Raw genomic sequence first — 25,989 nt, 5'->3', positions numbered from 1 at the left:
CCTGCTCGTTCCCCGAACCCCAGCTCAGCCACCCTCCTGCCGAGAATTGGCGACCGCAGCCTGACCTCCTTGACAGCTATAGGAGCATCGGCAAGCCGACATGACGACCAGTCAGTTCGCCGCAGAGCACCGGACATAATGACGGCATGATCGACGCCAATGCCCTGCGGGCCGTCTGCCTGGACTTCAACGGTGCGACCGAGGAATTCCCCTTCCCACGGCACCCGGACGTAGCGACCTTCAAGGTCGGCGGCAAGATCTTCGCGCTCACCGCGCTGACGGACACCCCGCTCACCGTGAGCCTCAAGTGCGACCCCGAACTGGCCGAACGGCTGCGGGCGGCGCACCCCGAAGTGGTGCCGGGCTACCACCTCAACAAGCGGCACTGGAACACCATCTCGCTGGCGGGCGCGCTGCCCGACCGGCTGGTCCTCGACATGATCGAGGACTCCTACGACCTCGTGGTGGCGTCCTTGCCGCGCGCCGAGCGACTGCGGCTCGACTGGCCGGGAGAGCAGCAGCGCTGAGCCGGCAAGGGGGCGAACGACGGCGCAGGCCGGGGCCGGGCACCGCGGCATAAGGTTCGGCCATGCGAAGAACTCCCCGCCGTGCCACGCGCGTTGCCGTACTGGACCCCGCCGGATCGGTCTTCCTGTTCCGGTACGACAACGAAGAGGTCGGGGCCCACTGGGCGATGCCGGGCGGCGGGCTGGATCCGGACGAGACCCCGCGTGCGGGCGCGCTGCGTGAGGTGCGCGAGGAGACCGGCTGGACGGACCTGGAGCCCGGCCCGCTGCTGTGTACCTGGGAGCACGACTTCACCCGGGCCGGCGTCCCGGTACGCCAGCACGAGCACATCTACCTCGCCCACGGTCCGCGCCGGAAGCCCACCGACGGCGTGGCCGCGGCACACGCCGACGACAGGATCCTCGGCTGGAGGTGGTGGAGCCCCGCCGACCTGGCCGGGTCCCCGGACGCCCTCTGGCCGCCGTCGCTGGCCGCCCTGCTGAGGCCCTGGCACGGCTTGGACCGCAGCGCCACCCCGGTCCCCGCCCCCATAGCTCTGGGGTACCTGCCGAACTCCGCCCCCGGCCGCCCCCACTGACCCGGCCCCGGACCGGCCCACCGGACACCAGCCCGCACACACCACCCCACTCCGCGCTCCCCCGCACCCCAGCCATCTCACTCCACCCCAGCCATCTCACCCCCACCCGCCCCAGGAGTTCCCGATGACCGCCGCCGACGGCAGCCCCGGCCGCCCCACACTCCCGCCCTCCCCCGAGGTGCTGTGGTGGCACGCCGCCACCCTGGCCGCCTGGAGCGCCGAGCACCCGCTGCCCGTGCACAACTACCGGGTGGACGAGGCCGGGCTGCACTCCGAGGACATCGGCAACGGCTGGTGGGCGCTGGCCCTCGTCGAGGGCGGCCGGGCGGTGCTGTACGGCGTTGACCACGACTACAGCGACACCCTCTCCCACACTCCGCCGCTGGACCTGCTGGCCGGCGGGCCGCACTGGCTGCCGTGGGAGTGGCTGGCGACGGTGATCGACGGGGGCGAGGAGATCGGGTTCGTGTACTGGTGGGCCGACGGGGCGTGGGGCCGCGCCCCGTACCCGGCGGAGGCGGTCGACGACGGGGTGTCCGCCATGGTCCCCGCCGACGACGCCGAGGTGCGGGCGGTCCTCGCGGCCCTACGGGAGGACGGGGCCGCTCCGGAGGAGTTGCGCCGCAAGGAGACGGAGGAGGCGCGGGCCGCGGCGGTACGCGGCATCGGCCGGCCGGAACTTCCGGCCGGAAGCGGCGAGCCCGCAGGCCGTCGGGTGCCGTGCCCGCTGCCCGAGCAGTACGCGGGGGTGCTCGCGGTCGCGATGCGGGCCGCGGAGGAGCCGGAGCGCCCGGTGCCCGGCGGGAGCGGTGCCGAGGAGCGGCTGGCGACGTGGCTGCGCGCCCATCACCCCTGGGTGGAAGGGCGTTGCACGCTGGTCTCGGCGTTCGCGGACGGCGCCGACCCGGGGAACCGGTACCGCCGCGACGCCTTCCTCGACGAGCAGGGGCGATGGCTCGGCGAGGAGCTCTCCGGGCTGCTGGCCGACCTCCGGGAGGCGGACGCCGCGGACATGGGCGGTCCCGGTGGCGGCGCGGCGGGCGACGCGTACGGGCGCTGGCTGTACGTCCGGGTGGAGATCGGCGCCGACGGCGTCACCGTGGACCGCGCCCATGACCACCTCCCCCGGTGGTGGCAGGCCCGCTACGGCGGCAGCATGGCGTGGCCGGGCACCCTGGCACGGGAGATGGGACGCCGGGCACTGCAACGTCGTCCCGGCTGGGCCCGGCTGCTGGACGAGGACATCCCCCGCACCGGCGCCCCCGCGGAACTCTGCGCGGTCCTGCCCCAGGAGGCCGCTGTGCATTTCCCAACTAGACGGCCGTGACCTGGTTCTTCGGCTCTGGCGGAGCCACCACCGACCCCACACCGGAATCGGCGGCCACACCCAGCCAGCAGCGCCAGCAACCTCTCCGAACTACACACCCGGGCCCTGAGCCGCGCGTGCCCCGGCCCTCGTCACTGGCCCACCCTGCCGTCGATGCACTCGCGCAACAGGTCGGCGTGCCCGCAGTGGCGGGCGTACTCGTCGACCCTGTGCACCATCAGCGCCCGCACGGCGATCCCGTCCTTCCCCACCCGCTCACCCAGGTCCGGGTGCGCGGCCAGCGCGGCGTCGGTCGCGGCCTGCTCACGCGCCAGATCGACGTAGGCAGCGTCGACCACGGCCTGCTCGGCGACCGCTCCGTCGAAGTCCGCGTCACGCTCGCCGTACAGCTTGGGCAGCGGCTCACCGTCGCTGATCCAGTTGCGCCAGTCCCGTTCCACCTCGGCGAGGTGCCGAACCAGACCGAGCAGCGACATCGTCGACGGCGGAACCGACCGACGGGCCAGTTGCTCCGCGTCCAGGCCCTCGCACTTCATCCGCAAGGTCAGGCGGTAGTCCGTCAGGACGTCCTGCAGCGTCGCCAGCTCGCCCTCCGGACTGTCCCCCTCGTTGTTGCGGGGGTCGTCGTCCGGATCGACCCACATGTCGGGGTAGACCGTTGCAGGGCTCCATCGCGCGGGTTGGTCACTCATGCGGTGCATGGTCGTCCTTGAGGGCCCACGCCCGCCACTGAATTCTCGCCTCGGGGTGACGTCACGGTGGCCGCAGACGCTCCACCGGACCGGGCCTAAAGGGCACTCACCCCCAACTGCCCCGCCAGCCGCTCGCGCAGCTCGACCTTGCGGACCTTCCCGCTGACGGTCATCGGGAAGGCGTCCAGGACCTCCAGGTAGCGCGGCACCTTGTAGTGGGCCAGCCGGGTGCGGCAGTAGTCGGCCAACTCGTCCCGGGTGAGCGGGTCTTCGGGGTTGCGGAGGATGACGCAGGCGGCGATCTCCTCGCCGTACTTCTCGTCCGGGACCCCGACAACCTGCACGTCGGCGATCTTGGGGTGGGAGTAGAGGAGCTCCTCGATCTCCCGCGGGTAGACGTTCTCCCCGCCCCTGATGATCATGTCCTTGATGCGGCCGGCGATCCGGACGTAGCCGTCGTCGTTCATCACCGCGAGGTCGCCGGTGTGCATCCAGCGGGCGGGGTCGATGACCTCGGCGGTGCGCTCGGGCTCCTCCCAGTAGCCGAGCATCACGCTGTAGCCGCGGGTGCACAGTTCGCCCGGGGTGCCGCGGGGCACGGTCACCCCGCTCGCCGGGTCGACGACCTTGACCTCGATGTGCGGCAGCACCCGGCCGACGGTCGCCGTGCGGTGCTCCAGGTCGTCGTCGCGGCGGGTCTGGGTGGAGACCGGTGAGGTCTCGGTCATGCCGTAACAGATCGAGACCTCGGCCATGTGCATCTCGGCGACCACCCGCTTCATCACCTCCTCCGGGCAGGGCGAACCCGCCATGATCCCGGTGCGGAGGGAGGAGAGGTCGTAGCCGGCGAAGTCGGGGTGGTCGAGCTCGGCGATGAACATGGTGGGGACGCCGTAGAGGGAGGTGCAGCGCTCGTCCTGTACGGCCCGGAGGGTGGCGGCGGGGTCGAAGGCGGGGGCCGGGATGACGATGCAGGCGCCGTGCGAGGTGATGCCGAGGTTGCCCATGACCATGCCGAAGCAGTGGTAGAAGGGCACCGGCAGGCACACCCGGTCCTGCTCGGTGTAGGCGAGGGTCTCGCCGACCCCGTAGCCGTTGTTGAGGATGTTGTGGTGCGAGAGGGTGGCGCCCTTGGGGAAGCCGGTGGTGCCCGAGGTGTACTGGATGTTGACCGGGTCGTCGGCGGACACCGTGCCCGCGCACTCGGCGAGCCGGGTGTGCGGGACGGACGCCCCGGCGGTCAGCAGCGCGCCCCAGGTCGGGTCGTCGATGTAGACCACCTCGCGCAGCTCCGGGCACTCCGGCCGCACCTCCTCGACCATCCGGCGGTAGTCGCTGGTCCTGTGGTGGGTGGCGGAGACCAGGACGGTGATGCCGGCCTGCTGGAGGACGTACGCCAACTCGTGCACCCGGTAGGCGGGGTTGACGTTGACGAGGATGGCGCCGATCTCGGCGGTGGCGTACTGGACGAGCACCCACTCGGCACAGTTGGGCGCCCAGATGCCGACCCGGTCCCCCTTGCCGACCCCCTTCGCCAGCAGGCCCAGCGCCACCTCGTCGACGGCACGGCCCAGTTCGGCGTAGGTCCAGCGGCGGCCGGTGGCCGCCTCGACCAGCGCCTCGCGGTCGCCGAACCGCTCGATGGTGCGGGCCAGGTCGGTGCCGATGGTGTGCCCGAGCAGCGGCCGTTCGGCGGCTCCGCTGGCGTAGGAGAGCTCCTGGTGCTGGCTCATCGGTGGTTCTCCTCCTGGTACTCGGTGCCGACCTCGCCCCGTGCGGTGCGCTCGCGCAGCTCGATCCGGCGGATCTTGCCGGAGACGGTCTTGGGCAGATCGGCGAACTCCAGCCGCCGGATGCGCTTGTAGGGGGCCAGGACCTCGCGGGAGTGCGCGAAGATCAGCTCGGCCGTCTCCGGACCGGGCGTCCAGCCTGCGGCCGGCACCACGTACGCCTTGGGAACCGCCAGCCGCACCGGATCGGGGGCCGGCACCACGGCGGCCTCGGCGACCGCCTCGTGCTCCAGCAGGGCGCTCTCCAGCTCGAACGGCGAGATCTTGTAGTCGGAGGCCTTGAAGACGTCGTCGGCCCGCCCGACGTAGGTGATCCAGCCCTCGGCGTCGCGGGTGCCGATGTCGCCGGTGCGGTAGTAGCCGCCGGCCATCGCCTCGGCGGTGCGCTCCGGGTCGCCGTGGTAGCCGGTCATCAGGCCGACCGGTCGGGCGCGCAGGTCCAGGGCGATCTCGCCCTCGTCGGCCGGGGCGTCGGTGACCGGGTCGAGCAGGACGACGTCGAAGCCGGGCAGCGGTCGGCCCATGGAGCCCGGTTTGACGGTCTGGCCGGGGGTGTTGGCCACCTGGACCGCGGTCTCGGTCTGTCCGAAGCCGTCGCGGATGGTGACGCCCCAGGCCTGTCGCACCTGCTCGATGACCTCCGGGTTCAGCGGCTCGCCGGCCGCGACGATCTCCCGGGGCGGGTGCCGCAGCGCGGACAGGTCGGCTTGGATGAGCATCCGCCACACGGTGGGCGGCGCGCAGAAGCTGGTGACGCCGGCGCGGTCCATCTCGGCCATCAGCCGGGCCGCGTCGAACCGCTCGTAGTTGTGGAGGAAGACGGTGGCCTCGGCGTTCCAGGGCGCGAAGAGGTTGGACCAGGCGTGCTTGGCCCATCCGGGCGAGGAGATGTTCAGGTGGACGTCCCCGGGGCGCAGGCCGATCCAGTACATCGTCGCGAGGTGGCCGACCGGGTAGGACGTATGGGTGTGCTCGACGAGCTTGGGGCGTGCGGTGGTGCCCGAGGTGAAGTAGAGCATCAGCGGGTCGTCGGCCAGGGTGGGGCCGTCCGGTACGAACTCCTCGGGGCCGTCGTAGGCCTCCTCGTAGGCCAGCCAGCCGTCCGGCGCACCGCCGACCGCGATCCGGGTGTACTCGCCCGGTACGGCGTCGAACTTGGCGGTGTCGGCGGCGCGCACCACGACGTGCCGGGCCCGGCCGCGGGTGACCCGGTCGACCAGGTCGGCCGGGCCGAGCAGCGGCGTCGCCGGGATGACCACGGCGCGCAGCTTCATCGCGGCGAGCGCGGTCTCCCACAGCTCGACCTGATTGCCGAGCATCACCACGATCCGGTCGCCGGCCCGCACCCCCTGGGCAGACAGCCAGTTGGCGGCCCGGTCCGAGCGGCACCGCATCTCCTCGAAGGTCAGCCGCAGCTCGCTGCCGTCCTCCTCGACGAGGTGCAGCGCGGTGCGGTCGTTGCCGCGGGCGAGGGCGTCGAACCAGTCCAGCGCCCAGTTGAAGTACCGGGGGCGGGGCCAGCGGAAGGCCGCCCGGGCCGCCGCGTAGTCCTCCCGGTGCCGGAGCAGGAGGTCCCGCGCCGCCCGGAACTCCTCCGTGGCGGCGGGTGCACGCCCCGCCCCACCGGATTCCCTGTCCGTCATGTGTCCTCCTCATTGCCGCCGCACCACTGGCTGCCATCGTTTGACGTGCTTCCTGGCCTAAAGTCCAGGGATTCCGGCCTGGGTCGTCTGACCCTTCCGGGGGCTTCCTGCTTCACCGCGCTGTGCGGGCACGGGTGCCCGTCTTACCGGCGCTCCACAGGCGTTTAGCGTCTCCGCCCGTCCGGCGGCGACGATTCGGCGTCCTTCGAAGAGGACGTTGCGGGCTGCGTTGTGGTCGCGGTCGTGCACGGTGGCGCACTCGCCGCACGTCCACTCCCTCACGTGCAGGGGCTTGGGGCCGTTCCGGAGTCCGCAGGCCGAGCAGATCTGCGAGGACGGGAAAGCCCGGTCCACCTTGGTGAAGGTGCGGCCGTGCAGAGCCGCTTTGTGCTCCAGCATGCCGATGAACGCGGACCATCCCGCGTCGTGCACGGACTTGGCGAGCCGGGTGCGTTCCTCGGTGCGCTTGGCCTGGGTGAGGCGAAGCCGGGACAGCTCGGCCGACTTCACGTACGGCAGTCCTGCCGCGTGTGCTTCCTTCCGGTCGCGCAGGCAGTCGTTCCACACCACGCGGGCGCACCCGAACGCCTTCGCCAGCCCACGGCGCTGGGTGGCGTCCGGGGAGGCCCGGTAGGTGTAGCGGAGCTGCATAACCAAGACCCTACGACGATTGGTCGCATGGATCGGCAGAACGATTACAGGCGTGGCAGACATGTTGTTTCGGCGCTGCATGTGCACTTGGTCTTTGTGACGGAATTACCGGTGCGGGGTGTTCAACGACGAGATGCTGACACGCTGCGAAGAGATCATGCGCAAGGTCTGCGAGGACTTCGAAGCGGAGCTGAAGGAGTTCAACGGCGAACGCGATCACGTCCACCTCCTGGTGCACTACCCGCCCAAGGTCGCCGTCTCCAAGCTGGTCAACAGCCTCAAGGGCGTCTCCGCTCGCCGGATACGGCTGGGGGCGCCTCCCGGCCGAAGGCTGGGGGAGAGTTCACCGGCCGGATCAACCGCGCCATCATGCACGGACACCTGTGGTCGCCCTCGTATTTCTCCGCATCGTGCGGCGGAGCACCGTTGGCAATCGTCCGTCAGTACATCGAGCAGCAACAACGTCCGCTCTAACGTGCACGTCAGAGCAGTCTTGAGATGCATTCATCCCGGCGTAAACGCCGGGGCTTTCTGCAAGAGTCCCGGTAAGGCGGTGGCGCTGACCCGGCCGTTCGCGGTCACCGACTACCGCGTGACCTCGGTGATCAGCCACGAGCACGACGCGGCGGTGGCGGCCGAGGGCCTGCGGTCCGTCGTCGCGGTGCCGGTGATCGTGGGGCGGCGGGTGCGCGGGGTGCTCTACGGGGCGCTGCGCCGGCCGGTGCGGCTGGGTGACGGCCGCTGTCGGCGGCGATGGCGGCGGCGCGGGAGCTGGAGCAGACGCTGCTGGTGCAGGAGGAGGTGCAGCGGCTGCTGTCGGTGGCCCGCCGCCCCCCTGCGCCTTCGGGGAGCAGGGGCACTCGGGGGAATCCCCGTCGACCACCGCCGGTCCGGCGATGTACGAGGAGGTCCGGGAGGCCCACGGCGAGCTGCGGGCACTGGCGCAGCGGATCGGCGATCCGCGCCTGCGGCAGGAGGTGTTGGCGGTGTGCGACAGGCTGGCGGCGGCGTCCTCGGGTCGGCGCGGCGCAGGGAGCCCGCTGCTGTCGCCCGCGAGGTGGACGTGCTGGCCAGCGTGGCGTCGGGGGCCACGAACGCCGTGGTGGCGGAGCGGCTGGGGCTGCGCCCGGAGACGATGAAGAGCTATCTGCGGTCGGCCATGCGCCGGCCCTCCCCCGTGAAGGCCGGTCCGGACTCCGGGAGGGCCGCCTACTTGTCGGCGGTCAGCGTGCCGGCCGCGCCCCAGCTGTCGGCGGGCACCTCCTGGATCCACACCTGGACGGACTCCGCGGGGATCCGGTACGCGTCCACGAACGCATCGGTGATCTGCTTGACCAGCTCCCGCTTGAGCTCGACGCTGCGCGGGCCCTGCTGGACGGTGACGATCGGCATGGTGCAACTCCCTTGGTACGCAAGGCCGTCCGAAACCCCGGGATCGGTGGGATCCCGCTGCTCCGCGGCCAAGAGGCCCCGGGGCGTACCCCGGGTTTCCGGTGCTTCACCGGCGTGCATCCAGTCCACCGCCAACGGGCCGCGCGGCCAAGAAGCGGATCGCGCACACAGCGATCACCGATCGAGATCGGGCGTTCGGGGGTTCGGGGGTTCGGGGGGGGGCGATCACCGGTCGTCGGGATCCGACGGCACCCCGGTGTCGCGGCGGCCGCCCGCGGCGGCATCCCAGTGGCCGTCCCCCTGGGCCGCGCTGTGACCGGCCGCGGGCCCGACCGTAATTGGCTTGCCCGGCCATGGGGCAACGCTGCACTGTGGCCGGGCACCACGAGCCGTGGTGCCGATGTGTCGAGGAGGCAGCAGCGGCAATGGAGATTCGTTCCACGTCCGATGAGGACCTTGATGTCTTCGTCGACACGGTCCATGCCGCGTTCGGGCGCTTCCCGGAAACCCCGATCGAGGGCGGCGGGCTCTGGTGGTCGGCGCTCGCAATGGACCGCTGCCTGCTCGCCCTGACGGCGGACGGGCGGCCCGTCGGCACCGCCGCCGCGCACTCCTTCGAGCTCACCCTGCCCGGTGAGACCCTCGTCCCGGCCGCCGGGGTGACCGCCGTCGGCGTCCTGCCCTCGCACCGGCGCCAGGGCGTGCTCAGCGCGATGATGCGGCATCAGCTCGCCGAGTTACGGGCCCGCGGGGAGTTCCTCTCCGTGCTGCTGGCCTCTGAGGCCCCGATCTACGGCCGGTTCGGCTACGGACCGGCGACCTACACGGCGCGGCTGACGGTGCCGCGCCACAAGGCCGCCCTCGTCGTCCCCCGGGCGCGCGGAGCGGCCGACGCACCAGCGACCGGCCCGGACGAGGACTCGGTCGAGTCCTCGGTCAAGTCCTCGGTCGAGGTGCTGCGCCGTGCCGAGTGCGGAGACCTTCTGGAAGAGGTCTACGACCGGTACCGCCGCGCCCAGCCCGGCGCGCTGTCCCGGCCGCACCGCTGGTGGGCCCTGCGCGCCGGGCGGCCCCCGATCTCGCCGGCGCCGCGCTACGTCGCCGTTCACCGTGGCACCGACGGCGTCCCGGACGGCTACGCCAGCTACTCGATCGAGTCCGGCACCTTGACGGTCGACGAGACCATCGCCGCCAACGACGCCGTCTTCACGGCACTGGCCCGGTTCGCACTCGGACACGATCTGGTCTCCCGGGTCGTGTTCCAGCACGTGCCGCCCGAGCACCCGCTGCGCTGGCAGTTCGCGGACTTCCGCGCCGGCGAGGTGAGCGAGGACACCGACTGGCTCTGGGTGCGGCTCTTGGACGTCCCGCGCGCGCTGACCGCGCGCGGCTGGTTCATGGACGGCGAGCTCGTCCTCGACGTCGAGGACCCCTTCCTCGGCGAGCACGGCCGCTACCTGCTGACCGTCCGGGACGGCAAGGCCGACTGCGTCCCGACGGATCGGGAGCCCGACCTGTCCCTGGACGTGCGCGACCTGGGCTCAGTCTACCTCGGCGGCACCGCACCGAGCACGCTCGTGCGCGCCGGACACATCCGGGCCCACCGCCCGGGCGCGGCCACCCTCGCGGACGCCCTCTTCCGCGCCGAGCGCTCCCCACACTGCCTGCACTGGTTCTGACCGCGCGCTCGCCGACCCTGCACACCGGCCGACCCTGCACACCTCGCGTGAGCCGGGCCGACGGGTTACCGAAGGTCCCGGGGATCACTCTGATCCTCGCGGTCATACCGCCCTATAGTGGCTCTATGCCTCTCATCAGCATCGTGACCCCCGTTCAGAAAGGGGGCCAGGAGCAACTCCTGGACGAAGTCCATTTGCCCGGGTGGGAGGCTCTGCGCAGGCCAGGCTGGCGTTGGAGTTCGTCGCAGGGCTTTACCGGACGGCTCTCATGAACGCGCTCCTCTCGATCGTCACCCCGGTGCATGGCGAGGGGGTGCGCTTTCTCCCGGATGCGTACGCGTCTCTCCGCGCGCAAGAACTTCCTGACGGCTGGTCATGGGAGTGGTGTGTGCAGGAAGACGGAGCCGATGTCCGTGCTGCGGCCCAGCTCCCGACGGACGATCCGCGCATCCGCATCGCGGCGTCTCGCCGTGGCGGCCCGCATGTGGCACGGACCATGGCATTCGCCCGGTCAACTGGTGTGTACGTAAAGACCCTGGACGCTGACGACCAACTCACTCCCGGAACTCTCGCACGCGACATCGCCGTGTTGGAGAAGCATCCAGCGGTGGGGTGGACCACATCCCGAGCGATTGATCTCCTTGAGGACGGCAGTACCGTTTCCTTCGAACTCGGTGACCCGGAGCCCGGTCAGCTGCCACGGGGGAGTGCGTACGGGTTCTGGGCCGAACACCGTCGCCCCCAGATCCACCCCGCCACGCTGTGTGTCCGGCGCCCCCTCCTCGCGCTCCTCGGCGGTTGGATGGCCCTGCCGGCCTCCGGTGACACGGGTCTGTTGCTCGGGCTCGATGCTCTGGCAAACGGATGGTTCATCGACGAGGCCGGCCTCCTCTACCGGAAACACGGAGGTCAGATCACCACGCATCCTGACCACAAGGCCGGGCCGGAATGGGAAGCCCGGATGTCGTTGATCCAGGAACACGCCGATGCTCTGCGCGCGTGGTCCGCCGTCACACCCGGCGCGGTTTCCGCCTTTTGACCCGCCTCGTCGCGGAAGGCCACGTGGCGGCGGGAGAGGGCGGCGGTCACCGCTCGGGATCGGTCACCGCTCAGGATCGGACGGCGATCCTCGCTCGGGTTCGGACGGCATCGCGGCGTTCCAGTGGCCGTCCGGGGCGGCGTCCCGGTGGCCGTCGGGGGCGCTGGTGCAGGCCGCGAGCAGCGGTGCCAGTCCGGTGGGCGGATCGGTCCGGCGTACCGCCAGGGACGTGGTGAGTTCCATCCCCGGGTCCCGGAAGGGCAGGAAGGCGACCCTCGGGGTGCTCAGCCGGGCGGCGTGTGCGGCGTAGACCACGGTCCACAGCCCCTCGGTGGCGCCACCGGGGGCGCCGATCGCGGTGAGGGTGTCGTCCAGCGAGCCGTACCGCGGGCCCGGTACGGGGGTGAAGCCGGCGTCATGGCAGGCGCCCACGACCAGGTCGACCAGGGCACGGTTGGTACGCCGCCCGGTCAGCACCAACGGCACCTTCGCCAGGTCGGCCAGGGCGACGGTGTCCGCTGCCGCGCTGGCGAGCGGGTGCCGGGCCGGGACGACCGCCACCAGCGGGTCCTGCCACAGCGGGACGAAGCGGAGCCCGTCGTGCCCGCCGCCGTCCGGATCGCCGCGCAGGAACGCCGCATCCAGGTCGCCGGTCACCACCCGGGCCAGCCGCTCCCTGGCCCGCGCGGCCACCAGCTCCACCGCGGTCTCCGGGGCGAGTTGGGCCAGTGCGTCCAGCACCCGGTCCAGATGGGCGCCCAGGCCGGTGCTGGTGCCCAGCCGCAGGGTGCGGGTGCGGCCGGCGGTCAGCTCGGCGACCACCGCCCGGGCCCGTTCCTCGGCGACCAGCAGCGCCCGGGCCTCCGGCAGGAACCGCGTTCCGGCCGCGGTCAGCCGCACCTGTCGGGCCGACCGGTCGAACAGCTCGGTGCCCAGCTCCCGCTCCAGCCGTCTGATCTGCTGGCTCACCGCCGACTGGACGATGTGCAGCCGCTCGGCCGCCCGCCCGAAGTGCAGTTCCTGCGCCACCATGACGAAGTACCGCACCTGCCGCAGCTCCACGCCGCCCCCCTTTTCCCGGCCACCGCCGACGGCCGGCTAATCCCCTTGCTGCACCGGTCGTGACCCCGCCATCATCCCGTCATGATCGATACCACCGCACTCTCCGAGAAGCCGGAACTCGTGGGCGACCGGATCCGGCTCGTCCAGCTGTCGTCACGGCATGCGGAGGCCTTCCACGCCACCTTCCTGGATCCCGAGGTCCGCCGACTGACCGGCACCCACCACGACTGGACGCGGGCGGAGCTGGCGGACTGGTGCGCCAAGGCGCCCGGTCGCACCGACCGCCTCGACCTCGCCATCGAGGACCGGGAGTCCGGCGCGTACCTGGGCGAGCTGGCGCTGAGCCAGATCGACGAGGACAACGCGCACGGCAGCTTCCGGATCTCGCTCGCCCAGGAGGCCACCGGCCGCGGCCTGGGCAGCGAGGCGACCCGGCTGCTGCTCGACCACGCCTTCGACCGAGTACGCCTGCACCGCGTCCAGCTGGAGGTCTTCACCTTCAACGAGCGTGCCCGGCGGGCGTACGAGAAGTGCGGCTTCGAGGTGGAGGGCCGGATGCGGGAGGCGCTCTTCTGGGACGGTGCCTGGCACGATGTGCTGGTGATGGCGGCGCTGGCATCACGGCGGGGCGACGGGTCCGGCCGGCCGGCGGCCGGTCAGTAGTTGTCCCCGGTGAAGGGCAGCCACGCGGTCTCCAGCGCGGCGTCCAGGCTGCGGACCGCCGCCGGGGTGTGTGCGGTGGCCAGACCGGCCTGGACGTACCGGCGCAGCGGGCTGCCGCCCAGGTAGCAGGCCGACAACTCCCGTACGTCCAGGGCGAGATCGGGCGCGTCGTCGGTGGGCTCCCAGGTGGTGTCCCGGCCGGGGCCGGCGGTCAGCCGGAAGCGGCCGGCGTTGCCGGGCAGCGTGGTGTCCGTGAGGTCGAGGACGAGGTCGACGGGGGCCGCCCAGGCACGGGCGACCAGCGCGGCGCGGACGTCCACCAGCCGCACCCAGAGGCCGGGTTCCTGGCGGGTGACCCGCACCTGGTCGCGGTCGGCGGCGAGCAGCAGCAGCGGTTCGTCGGCGGGCCGGGCCTCGGCGCGGACCGTGGCGGTGAGGTCGATCGAGCACAGGTAGGACCACAGGGCGGCGGCGGCCGGTGCGCTCTCCGCCTCCAGTTCCTCCACCGAGACCGTGCCGGGGCCCTGGTCGCCCGCCCCGCGGGTGCGGTAGAGGGCATAGCCGCCGGGCTCCTCGCCGGGCGCGCCCAGCACCACCACCCGCAGCGCGCCGAAGCCGTGCAGGTCGCCGGGGTCGACGCAACCATCGAGGTCCAGGACCTCCCGGCGCCACCATGTCTCGTCACGGGTGAACCGGCCCGCCCGCTGGGCGAGGGTGGCGTCGTAGCGGGGTGCGAGCACCGCGGGCGCGTCGGCCGGGTCGAGCAGCCGCAGCGGGCGGCGGTCGGGGGCAACCCGCAGGGCGAGCGGTCGGGAGGCGTCGATCTCGAAGCGGTAGGCCTCGGTGGCGGAGCCGAAGCCGAAACGGCCGTAGATGGCGCTCTCGGACGCCCAGAGGCAGGCCAGGGGCCGCCCTTCGGCGGCACAGCACTGCCAGAGCGCCGTCATCATCCCGGTCAGCGTCCCGCGCCGCCGGTGGGTGGGCGCCACGGAGACGAAGTCAACTGCTGCGCAGGGGATTTCACCGCCCGGTACGGCGAGGGTCAGGCGGTGTGCGGCGGCCACGCCGGCCAACTGCCCGTGGTCGTAGGCGCCGACCCGGGCGCAGGCCCGCAACAGCTCCCGGTGGCGGGTGCGGGTCTGCTCGGCCGGCTTCAGGTGGAAGGCGAGGTAGGCAAGGTCCAGGGCCTGGTCGAGGTCGGCCTCGGGGATCTCCCGGACCTCGGTGGTCGCATGCGCATCGTGGCTGGTCACCCGGGTGACGCTAACCCGGGCCGCGGGGAGCGTCATCCCGTTTTCCGGCGTGCCGCGCGCCACTGCCGGTGCGCCGCACCGCTGTCCCGCACCACGGTGCGGCGCGCCCCGGACACCGTGCCGCACCGCTGCCCCGCTTCGAGCCGGGCTGTAGTCACACCTGTCCGGTCTGTGGTTACGTCCGTCCAGGCTCGGGTCACCCCTGTGGTGACCCGTTCGCTTCCGTCCCTCCGGTGCGGTGCCGCGCCTCCGGCCGTCGGGCCGTCGGGGCGTCAGGCCACCGAGCCGATCCGCCCCACCGGGCGGGGCTGGTCGTGGTGGATGGGGGTGTGGGCGCCGGTCAGCGGGGTGCCGGTGCCGCCGCGGCGGTTGGCGACGATCTCGGCGGCGATGGACAGCGCGGTCTCCTCAGGGGTGCGGGCGCCGAGGTCGAGGCCGATGGGCGAGCGCAGCCGGTTGAGTTCGAGCTCGGTCAGGCCGACGTCGCGCAGCCGCTGCTGGCGGTCGAGGTGGGTGCGACGGGAGCCCATGGCGCCGACGTAGGCGACCGGGAGCTTCAGGGCCCGCTCCAGCAGGGGGACGTCGAACTTGGCGTCGTGGGTGAGGACGCAGAGCACCGTCCGCCCGTCGAGCTCCTGGGAGTCGAGGTAGCGGTGCGGCCAGTCGACGACGATCTCGTCGGCCTCCGGGAAGCGGGTGCGGGTGGCGAAGACCGGGCGGGCGTCGCAGACCGTGACGTGGTAGTTGAGGAACTTGCCGACCCGGACCAGTGCCGAGGCGAAGTCGATGGCGCCGAAGACGAGCATCCGCGGGGCGGGGACGGACGATTCGACCAGGAGGACGACCGGACGGCCACACCGCGAGCCGCCCCACCGCGCACCGCCGTCGTCCCCGGACCTGTCCCCGGACGCTTCCTCGGACGCTTCCTCGGACGCCTGGCCCTCCCCGATCTGCACGGTCGCGGTGCGCCCCGCGTCGAGCAGGGCACGGGTCTCCTGGACCGCGGTGCGGTCCAGGGCGGGGTGGCCGCCCAGAGTGCCGGTGTAGCTGCCGTCGGGGCGCACCAGCAGGGCGCGGCCGAGGAGTTCGACCGGGCCCTCGATGACCCGGGCGACCGCCGCCGCCTCCCCGGAGGCGGCGGCGGCCAGCCCGGCGACGAGCGTGTCGGCAGTGCTGTCCACCCACTCCCCCGTGGCTCCGCCGTCGTCGGCGGGGCCCGGGGCGCCCGTCCGTACCGGTGTCACGAGGATGTCGATGATGCCGCCGCAGGTCAGGCCGACGGCGAAGGCGTCCTCGTCGCTGTACCCGAAGCGCTCCAGGACCGGCCGGCCGGTCTCCAGGGCCTCCTGGCACAGCGCATAGACCGCCCCCTCCACGCACCCTCCGGAGACCGACCCGATCGCCGTGCCGTCCCGGTCGACGGCGAGGGCGGCGCCGGGCTGGCGGGGCGCGCTGCCGTGGGTGGCCACCACGGTGGCCACCGCGAACGCACGGCCCTGCTCGACCCACCGGTGCAACTCGTCGGCGATGTCCAGCATGTCGGTCTCCTTCGGGGATTGCGGATCGGGGAACGGGTCAGTGCGGCATTCCCAGCCAGCTCTCGATCGGGTGGAGCGAGAAGTAGGCCAGGAACACCGCGGAGAGCACCCACATCAGCCAGCCGGGCTCGCGCCACTTGCCCTGTACGGCCTTGATCGCGACGTGCACGATCACACCGGCCGCGATGCCCGCGGTGATGGAGTAGGTGAACGGCATCAGAACGGTCGTCAGGAAGACCGGGATGGCGGTCGCCGGGTCGTCCCAGTCGATGTGCTTGGCGTTGGTCAGCATCATCGAGCCGATCACCACCAGGGCGGCCGCCGCGACCTGGGTGGGGATGACCTGCGCCAGCGGGGTGAAGAACAGACAGAGCGCGAAGCCGAGGCCGGTGACCACGCTGGCCAGGCCGGTGCGCGCACCGTCGCCCACGCCCGCGGTGGACTCCACGAACACGGTCTGGCCGGAGGCGCCGGTCAGACCGCCGATGACGCCGCCGGCGCCGTCGATGGCCAGGGCCTTGTTCAGCCCGGGCATCTTGCCGTCCTTGTCGGCGAGGTTCGCCTGCTGGCCGATGCCGATGATGGTGCCCATGGCGTCGAAGAAGCCGGCCAGAACGAGGGTGAAGACGATGACGCCGACGGTGATCCCGCCGACGCCGCCCAGCCCGCTGAAGGAGACATGGCCCAGCAGTCCGAAGTCGGGGGTGGAGACCACGGAACCGGAGATCACCGGGGCGTTGCGACCGCCCCAGTCCTTGACGGACAGCCCGGCGAGCTGGTGCACGACCGCGGCGAAGAGCGTCCCGCCGACGATGCCGATGAGGATCGCGCCGGGCACCTTGCGGACCTGCAGCAGGAAGATCAGCAGGACGGTGAAGGCGAAGCACAGCACCGGCCAGCCGGTGAGCATGTCCGCGGTGCCGAGCTGGATGGGCTTGGCGCCGGCCAGGCCGCCGGGGCCGGGCATGGAGGTGACGAACCCCGCCTGGACCAGGCCGATCAGGCAGACGAACAGGCCGATGCCCATGGTGATGGCGTGCTTGAGCGGCAGCGGGATCGCGTTCATGATCAGTTCCCGCAGGCCGGTGACCACCAGCAGGACGATCACCGCGCCGTAGATGACGCACATCGCCCAGGCGTTGTCCCAGGTCATCTGCGGGGCGACCTGGAAGGACAGCACCGCGGAGACGCTCAGGCCGGCCGCCAGGGCCAGCGGCACATTGCCCAGGAAGCCCATCACGAGGGTGGTGACCGCGGCGGCCAGGGCGGTCGCGGTGGTCACCTGAGCGGCGTTGAGCGTGGCACCGGTGATGTCCTTGGTGGTGGTGAGGATGACCGGGTTGAGCAGGACGATGTACGCCATCGCCATGAAGGTGGTGACTCCGCCGCGGAGTTCGCGACCGACCGTCGACCCTCTGTCGGATATGTGGAAGTACCGGTCGAGCCAGGACCGGCCGGCGGGCTGACGCGAGCCGGCGCCCGCGTCTTCCGCCGTGGTCCTCGGCTCGGTGGACTGCTGGGTCATGGTGCCTGACTCCCAAGGTTCATAGGGGCACTCGCCTCAGTGGCGAGATTTGGGATGGTGCTTCGGCTGCACGACCCGGGGGACGGCCCGAGACGAACGGGGGACTGACTGTGTGGGGCAGCAGTCGACTGTGGGGGGACGGTGCTCCGGGCGGTACGCGGAGGAGGACGGACAGGGACCCCTGACACATACCGCCCGGAGGGTTTCGGTCCGGGGCAACGCCCCGGACGGCTCACTATGTGCCGGTGAGGTGCTCGGGGCGGACCGGCGTCTTGTTGAGCTCCAGCCCGGTCGCGTTCCGGATCGCCGCGAGGACGGCCGGGGTGGACGACAGGGTCGGGGCCTCGCCGATGCCGCGCAGCCCGTACGGGGCGTGCTCATCGGCGAGTTCGAGCACATCGACCGGGATGGTCGGGGTGTCGAGGATGGTGGGGATGAGGTAGTCGGTGAAGGACGGGTTCTTCACCTTCGCGGTCTTCGGATCGACGATGATCTCCTCCATCACCGCCACGCCCAGGCCCTGGGTGGTGCCGCCCTGGATCTGACCGACGACGGAGAGCGGGTTGAGGGCCTTGCCGACGTCCTGGGCGACGGCCAGTTCGATGACCTTGACCAGGCCCAGCTCGGTGTCCACCTCCACCACCGCGCGGTGTGCGGCGAAGGAGTACTGGACGTGGCCGTTGCCCTGCCCGGTGGTCAGGTCGAAGGGCTCGGTCGGGCGGTGCCGCCACTGAAGCTCCAGCTCGACCGCCTCCTCCTCCAGCACGTCCACCAGGTCGGCCAGCACCTCACCGCCGTCGGTGACGACCTTGCCGCCCTCCAGCAGGAGTTCGGCGGTGGCCCACGCCGGGTGGTAGCTGCCGAACTTGCGGCGGCCGATGTCCAGGACCTTCTCCCGGACGGCCTCGCAGGAGTTCTTCACCGCCCCGCCGGTGACGTACGTCTGACGGGAGGCCGAGGTCGAACCGGCGGAGCCGACCTGGGTGTCGGCCGGGTGGATGGTGACCTGGTTGACGCCCAGTTCGGTGCGGGCGATCTGGGCGTGGACGGTGACGCCGCCCTGGCCCACCTCGGCCATCGCGGTGTGCACGGTGGCCACCGGCTCCCCGCCGATGACCTCCATCCGCACCTTGGCGGTGGAGTAGTCGTCGAAGCCCTCGGAGAAGCCGACGTTCTTGATGCCGACCGCGTAGCCGACCCCGCGCACCACACCCTCGCCGTGAGTGGTGTTGGACAACCCGCCGGGCAGTTGCCGTACGTCGGCGCCCTCGCTGGACTCCCACTGGCGCTCGGGCGGCATGGGCATCGCCTTGACGCGGCGCAGCAGTTCGGCGACCGGGGCGGGCGAGTCGACCACCTGGCCGGTCGGCAGCAGGCTGCCCTGCTCCATCGCGTTGAGCTGCCGGAACGCGACCCGGTCCATGCCCAGCCGGTCGGCGACCTTGTCCATCTGCGCCTCGTAGGCGAAGCACGCCTGGACCGCGCCGAAGCCGCGCATCGCGCCGCAGGGCGGGTTGTTGGAGTACAGCGCGATGGCCTCGATGTCCACGTTGTCGACGACGTACGGGCCCACCGAGAGGGACGAGGCGTTGCCGACGACGGCCGGGGAGGCGGAGGCGTAGGCGCCGCCGTCCAGCACGATGCGGCACGTCATGTGGGTGAGCTTGCCGTCCTTGGTGGCGCCGTGCTCGTAGTGGAGCTTCGCCGGGTGCCGGTGGACATGGCCGAAGAAGGACTCGAACCGGTTGTAGACGATCTTGACCGGCTTGCCGGTGCGCAGCGCCAGCAGGCAGGCGTGGATCTGCATCGACAGGTCCTCGCGGCCGCCGAAGGCCCCGCCGACGCCGGAGAGCGTCATCCGGACCTTCTCCGCGGGCAACCCGAGGACCGGGGCGATCTGCCGGAGGTCGGAGTGCAGCCACTGGGTGGCGACGTAGAGGTCGACCCCGCCGTCCTCGGCGGGCACCGCCAGCCCGGACTCAGGGCCGAGGAAGGCCTGGTCCTGCATGCCGAAGGTGTAGTCGCCCTCGACGATGACATCGGCGCGCTTGCGGGCGGCGGCGACGTCGCCGCGGACGATCGGCTGGCGGTGGACGATGTTGGGGTGCGGGACGTGGCCGGCGTGGTGGTCGTCGCGGTGCTCGTGCACCAGCGGCGCGCCCTCGGCGACGGCCGAGGCCTCGTCGGTGACGACCGGCAGCGGGGCGTACTCGATCCTGATCTTGGCGGCGGCGCGGCGCGCGGTCTCCGGGTGGTCGGCGGCGACCAGCGCGACCGGCTCGCCGTGGTGCCGCACCTTGCCGTGGGCCAGCACCGGGGTGTCCTGGATCTCCAGGCCGTAGTTCTTCACCTCGGTGGGCAGGTCGTCGTAGGTGAGGACGGCGTACACACCGGGGGTCGCCAGCGCCTCGGCGGTGTCGAGGGAGACGATCTCGGCGTGCGCCTCGGTGGAGCGCAGCGTGAAGCCCCACAGCATGTCCTCGTGCCACATGTCCGAGGAGTAGGCGAACTCGCCGGTCACCTTCAGGGTGCCGTCGGGGCGCAGCGTGGACTCGCCGATGCCGGCCTTGGTCCTGCCGCCCTGGGTGAGGTTGGTGGGGGTGCGGCCCGGAGCGGTGACGACGCGGGTTTCCTTTCCGGCCATGGTCACGCCCCCTGTCCGGCGTGCGCCGAGTGGTCCGACCCGCCGCGGGCGGCCGCCAGCCGGACCGCGTCGAGGATCTTCTCGTAGCCCGTGCAGCGGCACAGGTTGCCCGACAGCGCCTCGCGGATGTCGGCGTCCGACGGGGAGTCGTTGCGCTCCAGCAGCTCATCGGCGGCGACCAGCAGCCCCGGGGTGCAGAAGCCGCACTGGACGGCGCCGGCGTCGATGAACGCCTGCTGGATCGGGGAGAGTTCGGCCTGCTCGCCGGCGCTGCCGTCGGCCGCGGTCGGCTTGGCCTGCCACCGCTGGGCCGCGTCGAGGCCGGTGCCACAGGCCCCGGAGGCGCAACCGCCGTGCTCGGCCCGCTGCTTGGCGAAGTCGGCCAGGCCCTCGACGGTCACCACCTCGCGGCCCTCGACCTGGCCGGCGGCGACCAGACAGGAGCACACCGGCACCCCGTCCAGCCGGACCGTACAGGAGCCGCACTCGCCCTGCTCACAGGCGTTCTTCGAGCCCGGCAGGCCCATCCGCTCGCGGAGGACGTACAGCAGGCTCTCGCCTTCCCAGACGTCGTCGGCCTCCTGCTGGCGGCCGTTGACGGTGAATGTCACGCGCACTGTGCGCCTCCCTTGGTGCCGTGGGGGTTGCCGCGGTAGGACTCCCAGGTCCAGCCGAGGGTGCGGCGCGCCATGATGCCGACCGCGTGCCGGCGGTAGGCGGCGCTGCCGCGCACATCGTCGATCGGGTTGCAGGCCCCGGAGGCGAGCTGGGCGAACTGCTTGGCGACGGACGGCGGGAGGGGCGCGCCCGACTCCCAGAAGCCGCCCTCGTCCAGCGCGGCGGCGAGGAAGTCCTCGGCCTCCTTGGCGCGTACCGGGGTGGGCGCGGCGGAGCCGATGCCGGTGCGGACCGTACGGTTCTCCGGATGCAGGGCGATGCCGAACGCGCAGACCGCGATGACCATGGCGTTGCGGGTGCCGACCTTGGAGAACTGCTGCGGACCGTCGGCCTTGGGCAGGTGCACCGAGCGGATCAGCTCGTCGGGCTCCAGCGCATTGCGCTTGACGCCGACGTAGAAGTCGTCGATCGGGATCATCCGGCTGCCGCGGACCGACTCGGCCTCCACCGCACCGCCGGAGGCGAGCAGCGCGGGGTGCGCGTCCCCGGCCGGGGAGGCGGTGCCGAGGTTGCCGCCGACGCCGCCGCGGTTGCGGATCTGCGGCGAGGCCACGGTGTGCGAGGCCAGGGCCAGGCCCGGGAGTTCGGCGCGCAGGTTCTCCATGATCATGGTGTAGGGGACGGAGGCACCCAGCCGTACGGTCTTCTCTCCGACCTCCCACTCGCTCAGGTCACCGATGCGGTTCAGGTCGAGCAGGTACTCGGGGCGGCGATGGTCGAAGTTGATCTCGACCATCACATCCGTGCCGCCCGCGATGGGCACAGCGGTGGGGTGCTCGGCCTTGGCTGCGAGCGCCTCCTCCCAGCTGGCGGGGCGAAGGAAGTCCATGGTTGGCCTCTTCTGCGAAGGGGGTCATTCGTTACTCATGGTGAGGACGCGGGGGCCGCATCGCCAGGGAGCCGTTCATGCCCCGTTCATGCGGTCAGGTTCAGTCAACGCTTCGGGGCCCGCCCGGTGCAGTCACCGAAAACATGAAGCGGTTGGCTGGCCACGGCACCCGTCTTGTAGATTCGAACGAAAGACGAGGCTCCAAAACCTCGCGGCATTCCACCGGTAACACCAGACAGCAAAGAACGGCGGGCGAGGTCATGCGGCTCCGCGCACTCCTGGACACCCGATCCCTGGGCCTACGGCTGCTCGGCGGCGAGGACGAACTGGACCGCACTGTACGCGGCGTGATGACCACCGACCTGCGCGACCCCAGCCGCTACCTCTCCGGGGGCGAGCTGGTGCTGACCGGGCTGGCCTGGCGCCGCGAGCCGGACGACTCCGAGCGGTTCGTACGCATCCTGGCCGGGGCCCATGTCGCCGGGCTCGCGGCGGGCGAGGCCGAGCTGGGCGCGATCCCGGACGACCTGGTGCAGGCCTGCCAGCAGCACCGGCTGCCGCTGTTCGCGGTGGAGGAGGCGGTCTCCTTCGCCTCGATCACCGAGCACGTCGTACGCCAGGTCTCCAGCGAGCGGGCCGGGGACCTGGCCGCCGTGGTGGACCGCCACCGCCGGCTGATGACGTCGGGCCCGGCCGGCGGCGGCCCGGAGGTGGTGCTGGACCTGCTCGGCTCGGACCTGGACCTGCGGGCCTGGGTGCTCTCCCCCACCGGCCGGCAGATCGCCGGTTCCACCCTGGCGGACGCCGGTCCGGAGCTGTCCGGCGAGCTGGCCGCCCGGCTGGCCGGCGAGCACCTGGCCGCGGCCCGCACCGGCCGCCGCGGCCCGCACCGGGTCACCCTCGGGGGCGCCACCTACTCGCTCTTCCCGATCCGCAACGACGGCCGTGACCTGCGGCAGACGGTGCTGAGCGACTGGCTGCTGGCCGTCGAGGCGGACGCCGGCGACTGGCCCGAGGAGCGCCTGGACCTGCTGCACGGCGTCACCCAGCTGATCGCCGTGGAACGCGACCGGCGGGACGCCGCCCGCACGGTCCGGCGCCGGCTCGCCCAGGAGGTGCTGGAACTCGTCCAGACCGGTGCGCCGCCGGCCGAGATCGCGGCCCGGCTGCGGGTGGCGGCGCCGGTGCTGCTGCCCGGCCTGGGCACCGCCCCGCACTGGCAGATCGTGGTGGCCCGGGTCGAGTGGGCGGACGGCGAGGTGCCCGGCGGGCCGGTGGCGCAGGCCCTGCTGGAGGAGATGCTGGTGGATCCGGGCAGCTCCGGCCCCGAGCCCTCCGACCGGATCGCGGTGGCGCACACCGGCGACGAGGCGGTGGCGCTAGTGCCGCTGCCCGTCCCGGACGAGTCCGGCGACTCCTCGGCCGCCGGACTGCACGCCAGTGAGCTGCTCTCCGCCGTTCAGGAGCCGCTCGCCCGGGGCCTGGCGGACGATGGTCGGCTGACGGTCGGGGTGAGCGCCTCGGTGCACTCCGCCGAGGGGCTGCGGGGCGCGCTGGAGGAGGCCCGGCACGCCCGCCGGGTCGCCGCGGCCCGCCCCGGGCGGGTCTGCGCCGCCGGGCACGAGGAGTTGGCCTCGCACGTCCTGCTGCTGCCCTTCGTCCCGGACGACGTCCGCCGCGCGTTCACCGCCCGGCTGCTGGACCCGCTGCGCGACTACGACCGGCGGCACCGCGCCGAGCTGATCCCCACCCTGGAGGCGTTCTTGGACTGCGACGGCTCCTGGACGCGCTGCGCCTCCCGGCTCCATCTGCACGTCAACACGCTCCGCTACCGGGTGGGCCGGATCGAGCAGCTCACCGGGCGTGACCTGTCCCGCCTGGAGGACAAGCTCGACTTCTTCCTCGCACTGCGGATGAGCTGACCGCGGGCCGCCGCACATTCCGTGGCGGACTACGCCGTCCGGGGTAACTCGATCGGGCGGCATCACCTCCGCTCCGGTGCGACGGCCTCCCGGGTGCCGCACCGGAGCATGGCCGTTCAGGGGCGCGCCAACGCCCCGGACGGCGCACCGGCGCGTTTGTGAATTGATTCACCCGCCCCCTTGGCCCGGTGCCGGAATCCGTGCTGAGATTCGCCCACGACGTCCAACTTCCAGCTCGATGGCGCGCTTGGGGAGGGCAATGTGGCGGATACCGCCATGCCAGGATCCGCGGATGCCGCGGATTCCGTCAGTTCTGTGGATCCCGTCGACCTCACGGACCGGATCAGGTCCGTACGCCCGGTACCGGTACCGGGTCCGGCATCCGCACCGAAACCACCGGACGTACGGGCCGCCGCCGCGGCCGAGGGGGACGACCCCCTCGACCGTGCCGTGTGGCGGCTGCGGTCCCGCGGCTGCTGGGACGACGCGGCGGCACTCCTGGAACCACACGCGGTGGGGCACGCCCCCGCCGCACTGCGCCGTGCGGCCCTCCTGGTGGAGCGCTGTATGTTCACCGCCGCCGGCTGGGCCGGGGCGGAGGACGCCCTGCGCGCGGCCGAGGCGCTGGCCGGCGACGACGACGAACGCGGCGCCGCCGCCTGCGAGCGCGGCCATCTCGCCTACGCCGCAACGGTGTTGGGCGTACGGGACCGGGCCGACGAGGCGCGCTCGGCGCTCGGCCGGGCCGCCGCACTGCTGGCGCCGACGGCGGCCGGCCGCCCGCTGCTGGACTTCCGCCGCGGGCTGATGGCCGAGCACGTCGCCGACAGCCCGGACGCCGCCCGCGCCGCCTACCGCCGCGCGCACGCCGGGGCCACCGCGCAGGGCGACTCCCTGCTGCTCTCCTTCACCTGGCGCCACCTGGCCGGACTCGCCCTGCGCGACGGCGAGTTGGCGGAGGCTCGGCACGGATTCGCCGAATCGCTGCGGATCCGCGAGGACCTGGGCTTCCTCGTGGGGACGGCACCGGCCCTCGCGGCGTTGGCGGACGCGGCGCCGGAGGGCGATGCGGACCGGCTGCGCGCCGAGGCCGCCCGGCTCTTCCGCCTCATGGGCGGGGTTCCGACCTGGCTCGCCGACCACCTCTCCACGGCCACAGCGGCGACGTAAGGCCCACGCCCGGCCCGGACCGGCGCACCGGCTCCGCATCGGACGGTGCCGAGCGGCCGAGCGGTGCGGGCCGGCAACCGTTGCTCCGCTACGGGCACGCCGGGGCAACGGCCGGTCCGCCGCGGGACCTCGGCGGACCGGCACCACCACAGACCGGCACATCCCCGGAGCGGCGCCGCCACGGACCGTCGCCGTGACCCGTTTCCCCGTGCCGTCAACCCCGCATCCTCGGCCATGCCATGCGGTACGACGATTGGCCGGATATCGACGGTCCCCGTGGCGGATCGGCCGGGGCACGATGGTTGCGACGCCGCCCCTGCTTCGACGCGCCGAGCGAACCGGGAGGTGGGACCATGGGCGGAGGCCCCGGGGCAGCGGCGCCCCAGAACACCCCACAGGCCCCGAGAATGGCCGCAAGTCGCACTGTGACGCGGCGGTGGGGACAGGATGCTGGTCCACAACCAGCTGGGCCCCTCTCCCTCGCAAAGCCTGTCAGGAGGCGATCCATGGCAGCAGCAGTGACCAATACAACCGCCGGAACCGACTGGGGCAAGGCGGATTTCGAGGCGATCTACAACTGCCCTGATCCCCGTCGGTACTTCACCACCCTGCAACCGCTGGAGTACCAGATTCCGCACCACGGCCAGGCGGTGTTCCGCGCCGTGGCCGAGACCCTGCAACGGCGGCGCGGTGACCGCCCGCCACTGAACGTCGTCGACCTGTGCTGTTCATACGGGGTGAACGCGGCGCTACTCAACCACCGGCTGTCCCTCGCCGATCTCTACGGCCGCTACACCGCGGCCCGCCCCGAGACTCCGACGCCCCATCAACTCGCCGAAGACGACCGTACGTTCTTCGCCACCCGGCGGCACGCCGAAGCCTTCCGGGTGACCGGCGTCGACGCGGCCGGGCACGCGGTCGACTACGCCCGGTCGGTCGGCCTACTCGACCACGGCTTCGCGGAGAACCTGGAGCTCGGCGAGCCGAGCCCGGCGCTGCGCGGCGCACTGGCCGGCACCGACCTGATCACCGTCACCGGCGGCGTCGGCTACATCACCGCGCGTACCTTCGGCAGGCTCCTGGACTGTGTGTCCTCGCCGCCCTGGGTCGCCGCGTTCGTGCTGCGCGAGGTGTCCTACCGTCCGGTCTCCGCGCTGCTGGCCCGGGCCGGCCTGGTGACGGAGAAGCTCACCACCCGTACGTTCCGCCAGCGGCGGTTCGCGGACGGCGACGAGCGGCGGTCGGCCCTGGAGGCGCTGGCCGGCCGTGGGCTGTCCATCACCGGCAAGGAGTCCGACGGCTTCTACCACGCGGACCTCTACCTTTCGCGGCCCGCCGCCGATGTCGCGGCGTGCCCCATGGCCGAGCTGCTGCCGGACTGAGCGGC

At 72.3% G+C, this 25,989-nt stretch carries 21 protein-coding genes and 2 pseudogenes; 11 read left to right on the top strand and 12 right to left on the bottom strand.

Annotated features, from left to right (window positions below; translation table 11 throughout):
* The first annotated feature begins 146 nt into the window (after nt 1-146).
* The 3 genes from AB0G84_RS28830 to AB0G84_RS28820 all read left to right on the top strand — a co-directional run bounded on the left by AB0G84_RS28830 (nt 147) and on the right by AB0G84_RS28820 (nt 2,432).
* Complete coding sequence (locus AB0G84_RS28830) at nt 147-527, top strand: MmcQ/YjbR family DNA-binding protein (protein WP_361326917.1); 381 nt, start codon at nt 147-149, stop codon at nt 525-527.
* Nucleotides 528-589: 62 nt separating this feature from the next.
* Entirely contained in the window at nt 590-1,105 is a 516-nt protein-coding gene (locus tag AB0G84_RS28825; protein WP_361326914.1) for an NUDIX domain-containing protein, read from the top strand.
* Between the two features lie 124 nt (nt 1,106-1,229).
* Nucleotides 1,230-2,432 (top strand): hypothetical protein, encoded by a 1,203-nt coding sequence (locus tag AB0G84_RS28820; RefSeq protein ID WP_361326911.1) that lies wholly within the window; start codon nt 1,230-1,232, stop codon nt 2,430-2,432.
* 131 nt (nt 2,433-2,563) lie between these two features.
* On the opposite strand, the gene AB0G84_RS28815 is transcribed toward AB0G84_RS28820, so the two are convergent.
* From AB0G84_RS28815 to AB0G84_RS28800, 4 genes are all read right to left on the bottom strand, one after another.
* Nucleotides 2,564-3,133: a DUF664 domain-containing protein gene (locus tag AB0G84_RS28815; protein WP_361326908.1), complete on the bottom strand. Its 570-nt coding sequence runs from the start codon at nt 3,131-3,133 to the stop codon at nt 2,564-2,566.
* Nucleotides 3,134-3,219: 86 nt separating this feature from the next.
* Nucleotides 3,220-4,857, bottom strand: a complete 1,638-nt coding sequence (locus AB0G84_RS28810) for an AMP-binding protein (protein ID WP_361326905.1) — start codon at nt 4,855-4,857, stop codon at nt 3,220-3,222.
* Nucleotides 4,854-6,557 carry an AMP-binding protein gene (locus AB0G84_RS28805; protein ID WP_361326902.1) on the bottom strand — a complete coding sequence of 568 codons (1,704 nt, stop codon included), beginning with the start codon at nt 6,555-6,557 and terminating at the stop codon, nt 4,854-4,856. The genes AB0G84_RS28810 and AB0G84_RS28805 overlap by 4 nt, the downstream gene beginning before the upstream one ends.
* Before the next feature lie 57 nt (nt 6,558-6,614).
* Nucleotides 6,615-7,208, bottom strand: coding sequence for a zinc ribbon domain-containing protein (locus AB0G84_RS28800; protein ID WP_361326899.1), 594 nt, complete (start codon nt 7,206-7,208; stop codon nt 6,615-6,617).
* Between the two features lie 27 nt (nt 7,209-7,235).
* Here AB0G84_RS28800 and tnpA point away from each other — a divergent pair.
* Both tnpA and AB0G84_RS28790 read left to right on the top strand, forming a co-directional pair.
* Nucleotides 7,236-7,682: pseudogene (gene tnpA, locus AB0G84_RS28795) on the top strand (IS200/IS605 family transposase).
* A gap of 70 nt (nt 7,683-7,752) precedes the next feature.
* A pseudogene (locus tag AB0G84_RS28790) lies at nt 7,753-8,373 on the top strand (LuxR C-terminal-related transcriptional regulator); the annotation flags it as partial.
* A 44-nt stretch (nt 8,374-8,417) separates the two neighbouring features.
* On the opposite strand, the gene dmpI reads toward AB0G84_RS28790, so the two are convergent.
* Entirely contained in the window at nt 8,418-8,600 is a 183-nt protein-coding gene (gene dmpI / locus AB0G84_RS28785) for a 4-oxalocrotonate tautomerase DmpI (RefSeq protein ID WP_361326896.1), read from the bottom strand.
* A 425-nt stretch (nt 8,601-9,025) separates the two neighbouring features.
* Between dmpI and AB0G84_RS28780 the strand changes: the two genes are divergently transcribed.
* Both AB0G84_RS28780 and AB0G84_RS28775 read left to right on the top strand, forming a co-directional pair.
* The gene (locus AB0G84_RS28780; RefSeq protein ID WP_361326893.1) at nt 9,026-10,279 is read left to right on the top strand and encodes a GNAT family N-acetyltransferase; all 1,254 of its coding nucleotides are present in this window, start codon (nt 9,026-9,028) and stop codon (nt 10,277-10,279) included.
* Between the two features lie 268 nt (nt 10,280-10,547).
* Nucleotides 10,548-11,318 (top strand): glycosyltransferase, encoded by a 771-nt coding sequence (locus AB0G84_RS28775; protein ID WP_361326890.1) that lies wholly within the window; start codon nt 10,548-10,550, stop codon nt 11,316-11,318.
* Nucleotides 11,319-11,381: 63 nt separating this feature from the next.
* On the opposite strand, the gene AB0G84_RS28770 is transcribed toward AB0G84_RS28775, so the two are convergent.
* The gene (locus AB0G84_RS28770; RefSeq protein ID WP_361326887.1) at nt 11,382-12,380 is read right to left on the bottom strand and encodes a LysR family transcriptional regulator; all 999 of its coding nucleotides are present in this window, start codon (nt 12,378-12,380) and stop codon (nt 11,382-11,384) included.
* A gap of 81 nt (nt 12,381-12,461) precedes the next feature.
* On the opposite strand from AB0G84_RS28770, the gene AB0G84_RS28765 reads away from it, so the two are divergent.
* Nucleotides 12,462-13,043 (top strand): GNAT family protein, encoded by a 582-nt coding sequence (locus tag AB0G84_RS28765; RefSeq protein ID WP_361326884.1) that lies wholly within the window; start codon nt 12,462-12,464, stop codon nt 13,041-13,043.
* Here the strand turns inward: AB0G84_RS28765 and AB0G84_RS28760 are convergent.
* The 6 genes from AB0G84_RS28760 to AB0G84_RS28735 all read right to left on the bottom strand — a co-directional run bounded on the left by AB0G84_RS28760 (nt 13,037) and on the right by AB0G84_RS28735 (nt 21,510).
* Entirely contained in the window at nt 13,037-14,296 is a 1,260-nt protein-coding gene (locus AB0G84_RS28760; protein ID WP_361326881.1) for a GNAT family N-acetyltransferase, read from the bottom strand. The genes AB0G84_RS28765 and AB0G84_RS28760 overlap by 7 nt on opposite strands.
* Before the next feature lie 272 nt (nt 14,297-14,568).
* Nucleotides 14,569-15,834, bottom strand: a complete 1,266-nt coding sequence (locus AB0G84_RS28755) for an XdhC/CoxI family protein (protein WP_361326878.1) — start codon at nt 15,832-15,834, stop codon at nt 14,569-14,571.
* A gap of 37 nt (nt 15,835-15,871) precedes the next feature.
* Nucleotides 15,872-17,359 (bottom strand): NCS2 family permease, encoded by a 1,488-nt coding sequence (locus AB0G84_RS28750; protein ID WP_361326875.1) that lies wholly within the window; start codon nt 17,357-17,359, stop codon nt 15,872-15,874.
* A gap of 235 nt (nt 17,360-17,594) precedes the next feature.
* Nucleotides 17,595-20,003, bottom strand: coding sequence for a molybdopterin cofactor-binding domain-containing protein (locus tag AB0G84_RS28745; RefSeq protein WP_361326872.1), 2,409 nt, complete (start codon nt 20,001-20,003; stop codon nt 17,595-17,597).
* 2 nt (nt 20,004-20,005) lie between these two features.
* Nucleotides 20,006-20,620: a (2Fe-2S)-binding protein gene (locus AB0G84_RS28740; protein ID WP_361326869.1), complete on the bottom strand. Its 615-nt coding sequence runs from the start codon at nt 20,618-20,620 to the stop codon at nt 20,006-20,008.
* Nucleotides 20,611-21,510, bottom strand: a complete 900-nt coding sequence (locus tag AB0G84_RS28735; protein ID WP_361326866.1) for a xanthine dehydrogenase family protein subunit M — start codon at nt 21,508-21,510, stop codon at nt 20,611-20,613. Before AB0G84_RS28735 ends, AB0G84_RS28740 begins: the two co-directional genes overlap by 10 nt.
* Nucleotides 21,511-21,770: 260 nt before the next feature.
* On the opposite strand from AB0G84_RS28735, the gene AB0G84_RS28730 reads away from it, so the two are divergent.
* The 3 genes from AB0G84_RS28730 (at nt 21,771) to AB0G84_RS28720 (ending at nt 25,984) form a co-directional block, all read left to right on the top strand.
* The gene (locus AB0G84_RS28730; RefSeq protein ID WP_361326863.1) at nt 21,771-23,432 is read left to right on the top strand and encodes a PucR family transcriptional regulator ligand-binding domain-containing protein; all 1,662 of its coding nucleotides are present in this window, start codon (nt 21,771-21,773) and stop codon (nt 23,430-23,432) included.
* A 261-nt stretch (nt 23,433-23,693) separates the two neighbouring features.
* Nucleotides 23,694-24,602 (top strand): hypothetical protein, encoded by a 909-nt coding sequence (locus AB0G84_RS28725; protein ID WP_361326860.1) that lies wholly within the window; start codon nt 23,694-23,696, stop codon nt 24,600-24,602.
* A gap of 506 nt (nt 24,603-25,108) precedes the next feature.
* Nucleotides 25,109-25,984, top strand: a complete 876-nt coding sequence (locus tag AB0G84_RS28720; protein ID WP_361326857.1) for a hypothetical protein — start codon at nt 25,109-25,111, stop codon at nt 25,982-25,984.
* The last annotated feature ends 5 nt before the right edge of the window (nt 25,985-25,989 follow it).

The sequence above is a fragment of the Streptomyces sp. NPDC020742 genome, from assembly GCF_040641675.1.
Lineage (GTDB): Bacteria > Actinomycetota > Actinomycetes > Streptomycetales > Streptomycetaceae > Streptomyces.
Note: the sequence above shows the minus strand (reverse complement) of the source record. Positions and strands in the feature narration are given on the sequence as shown.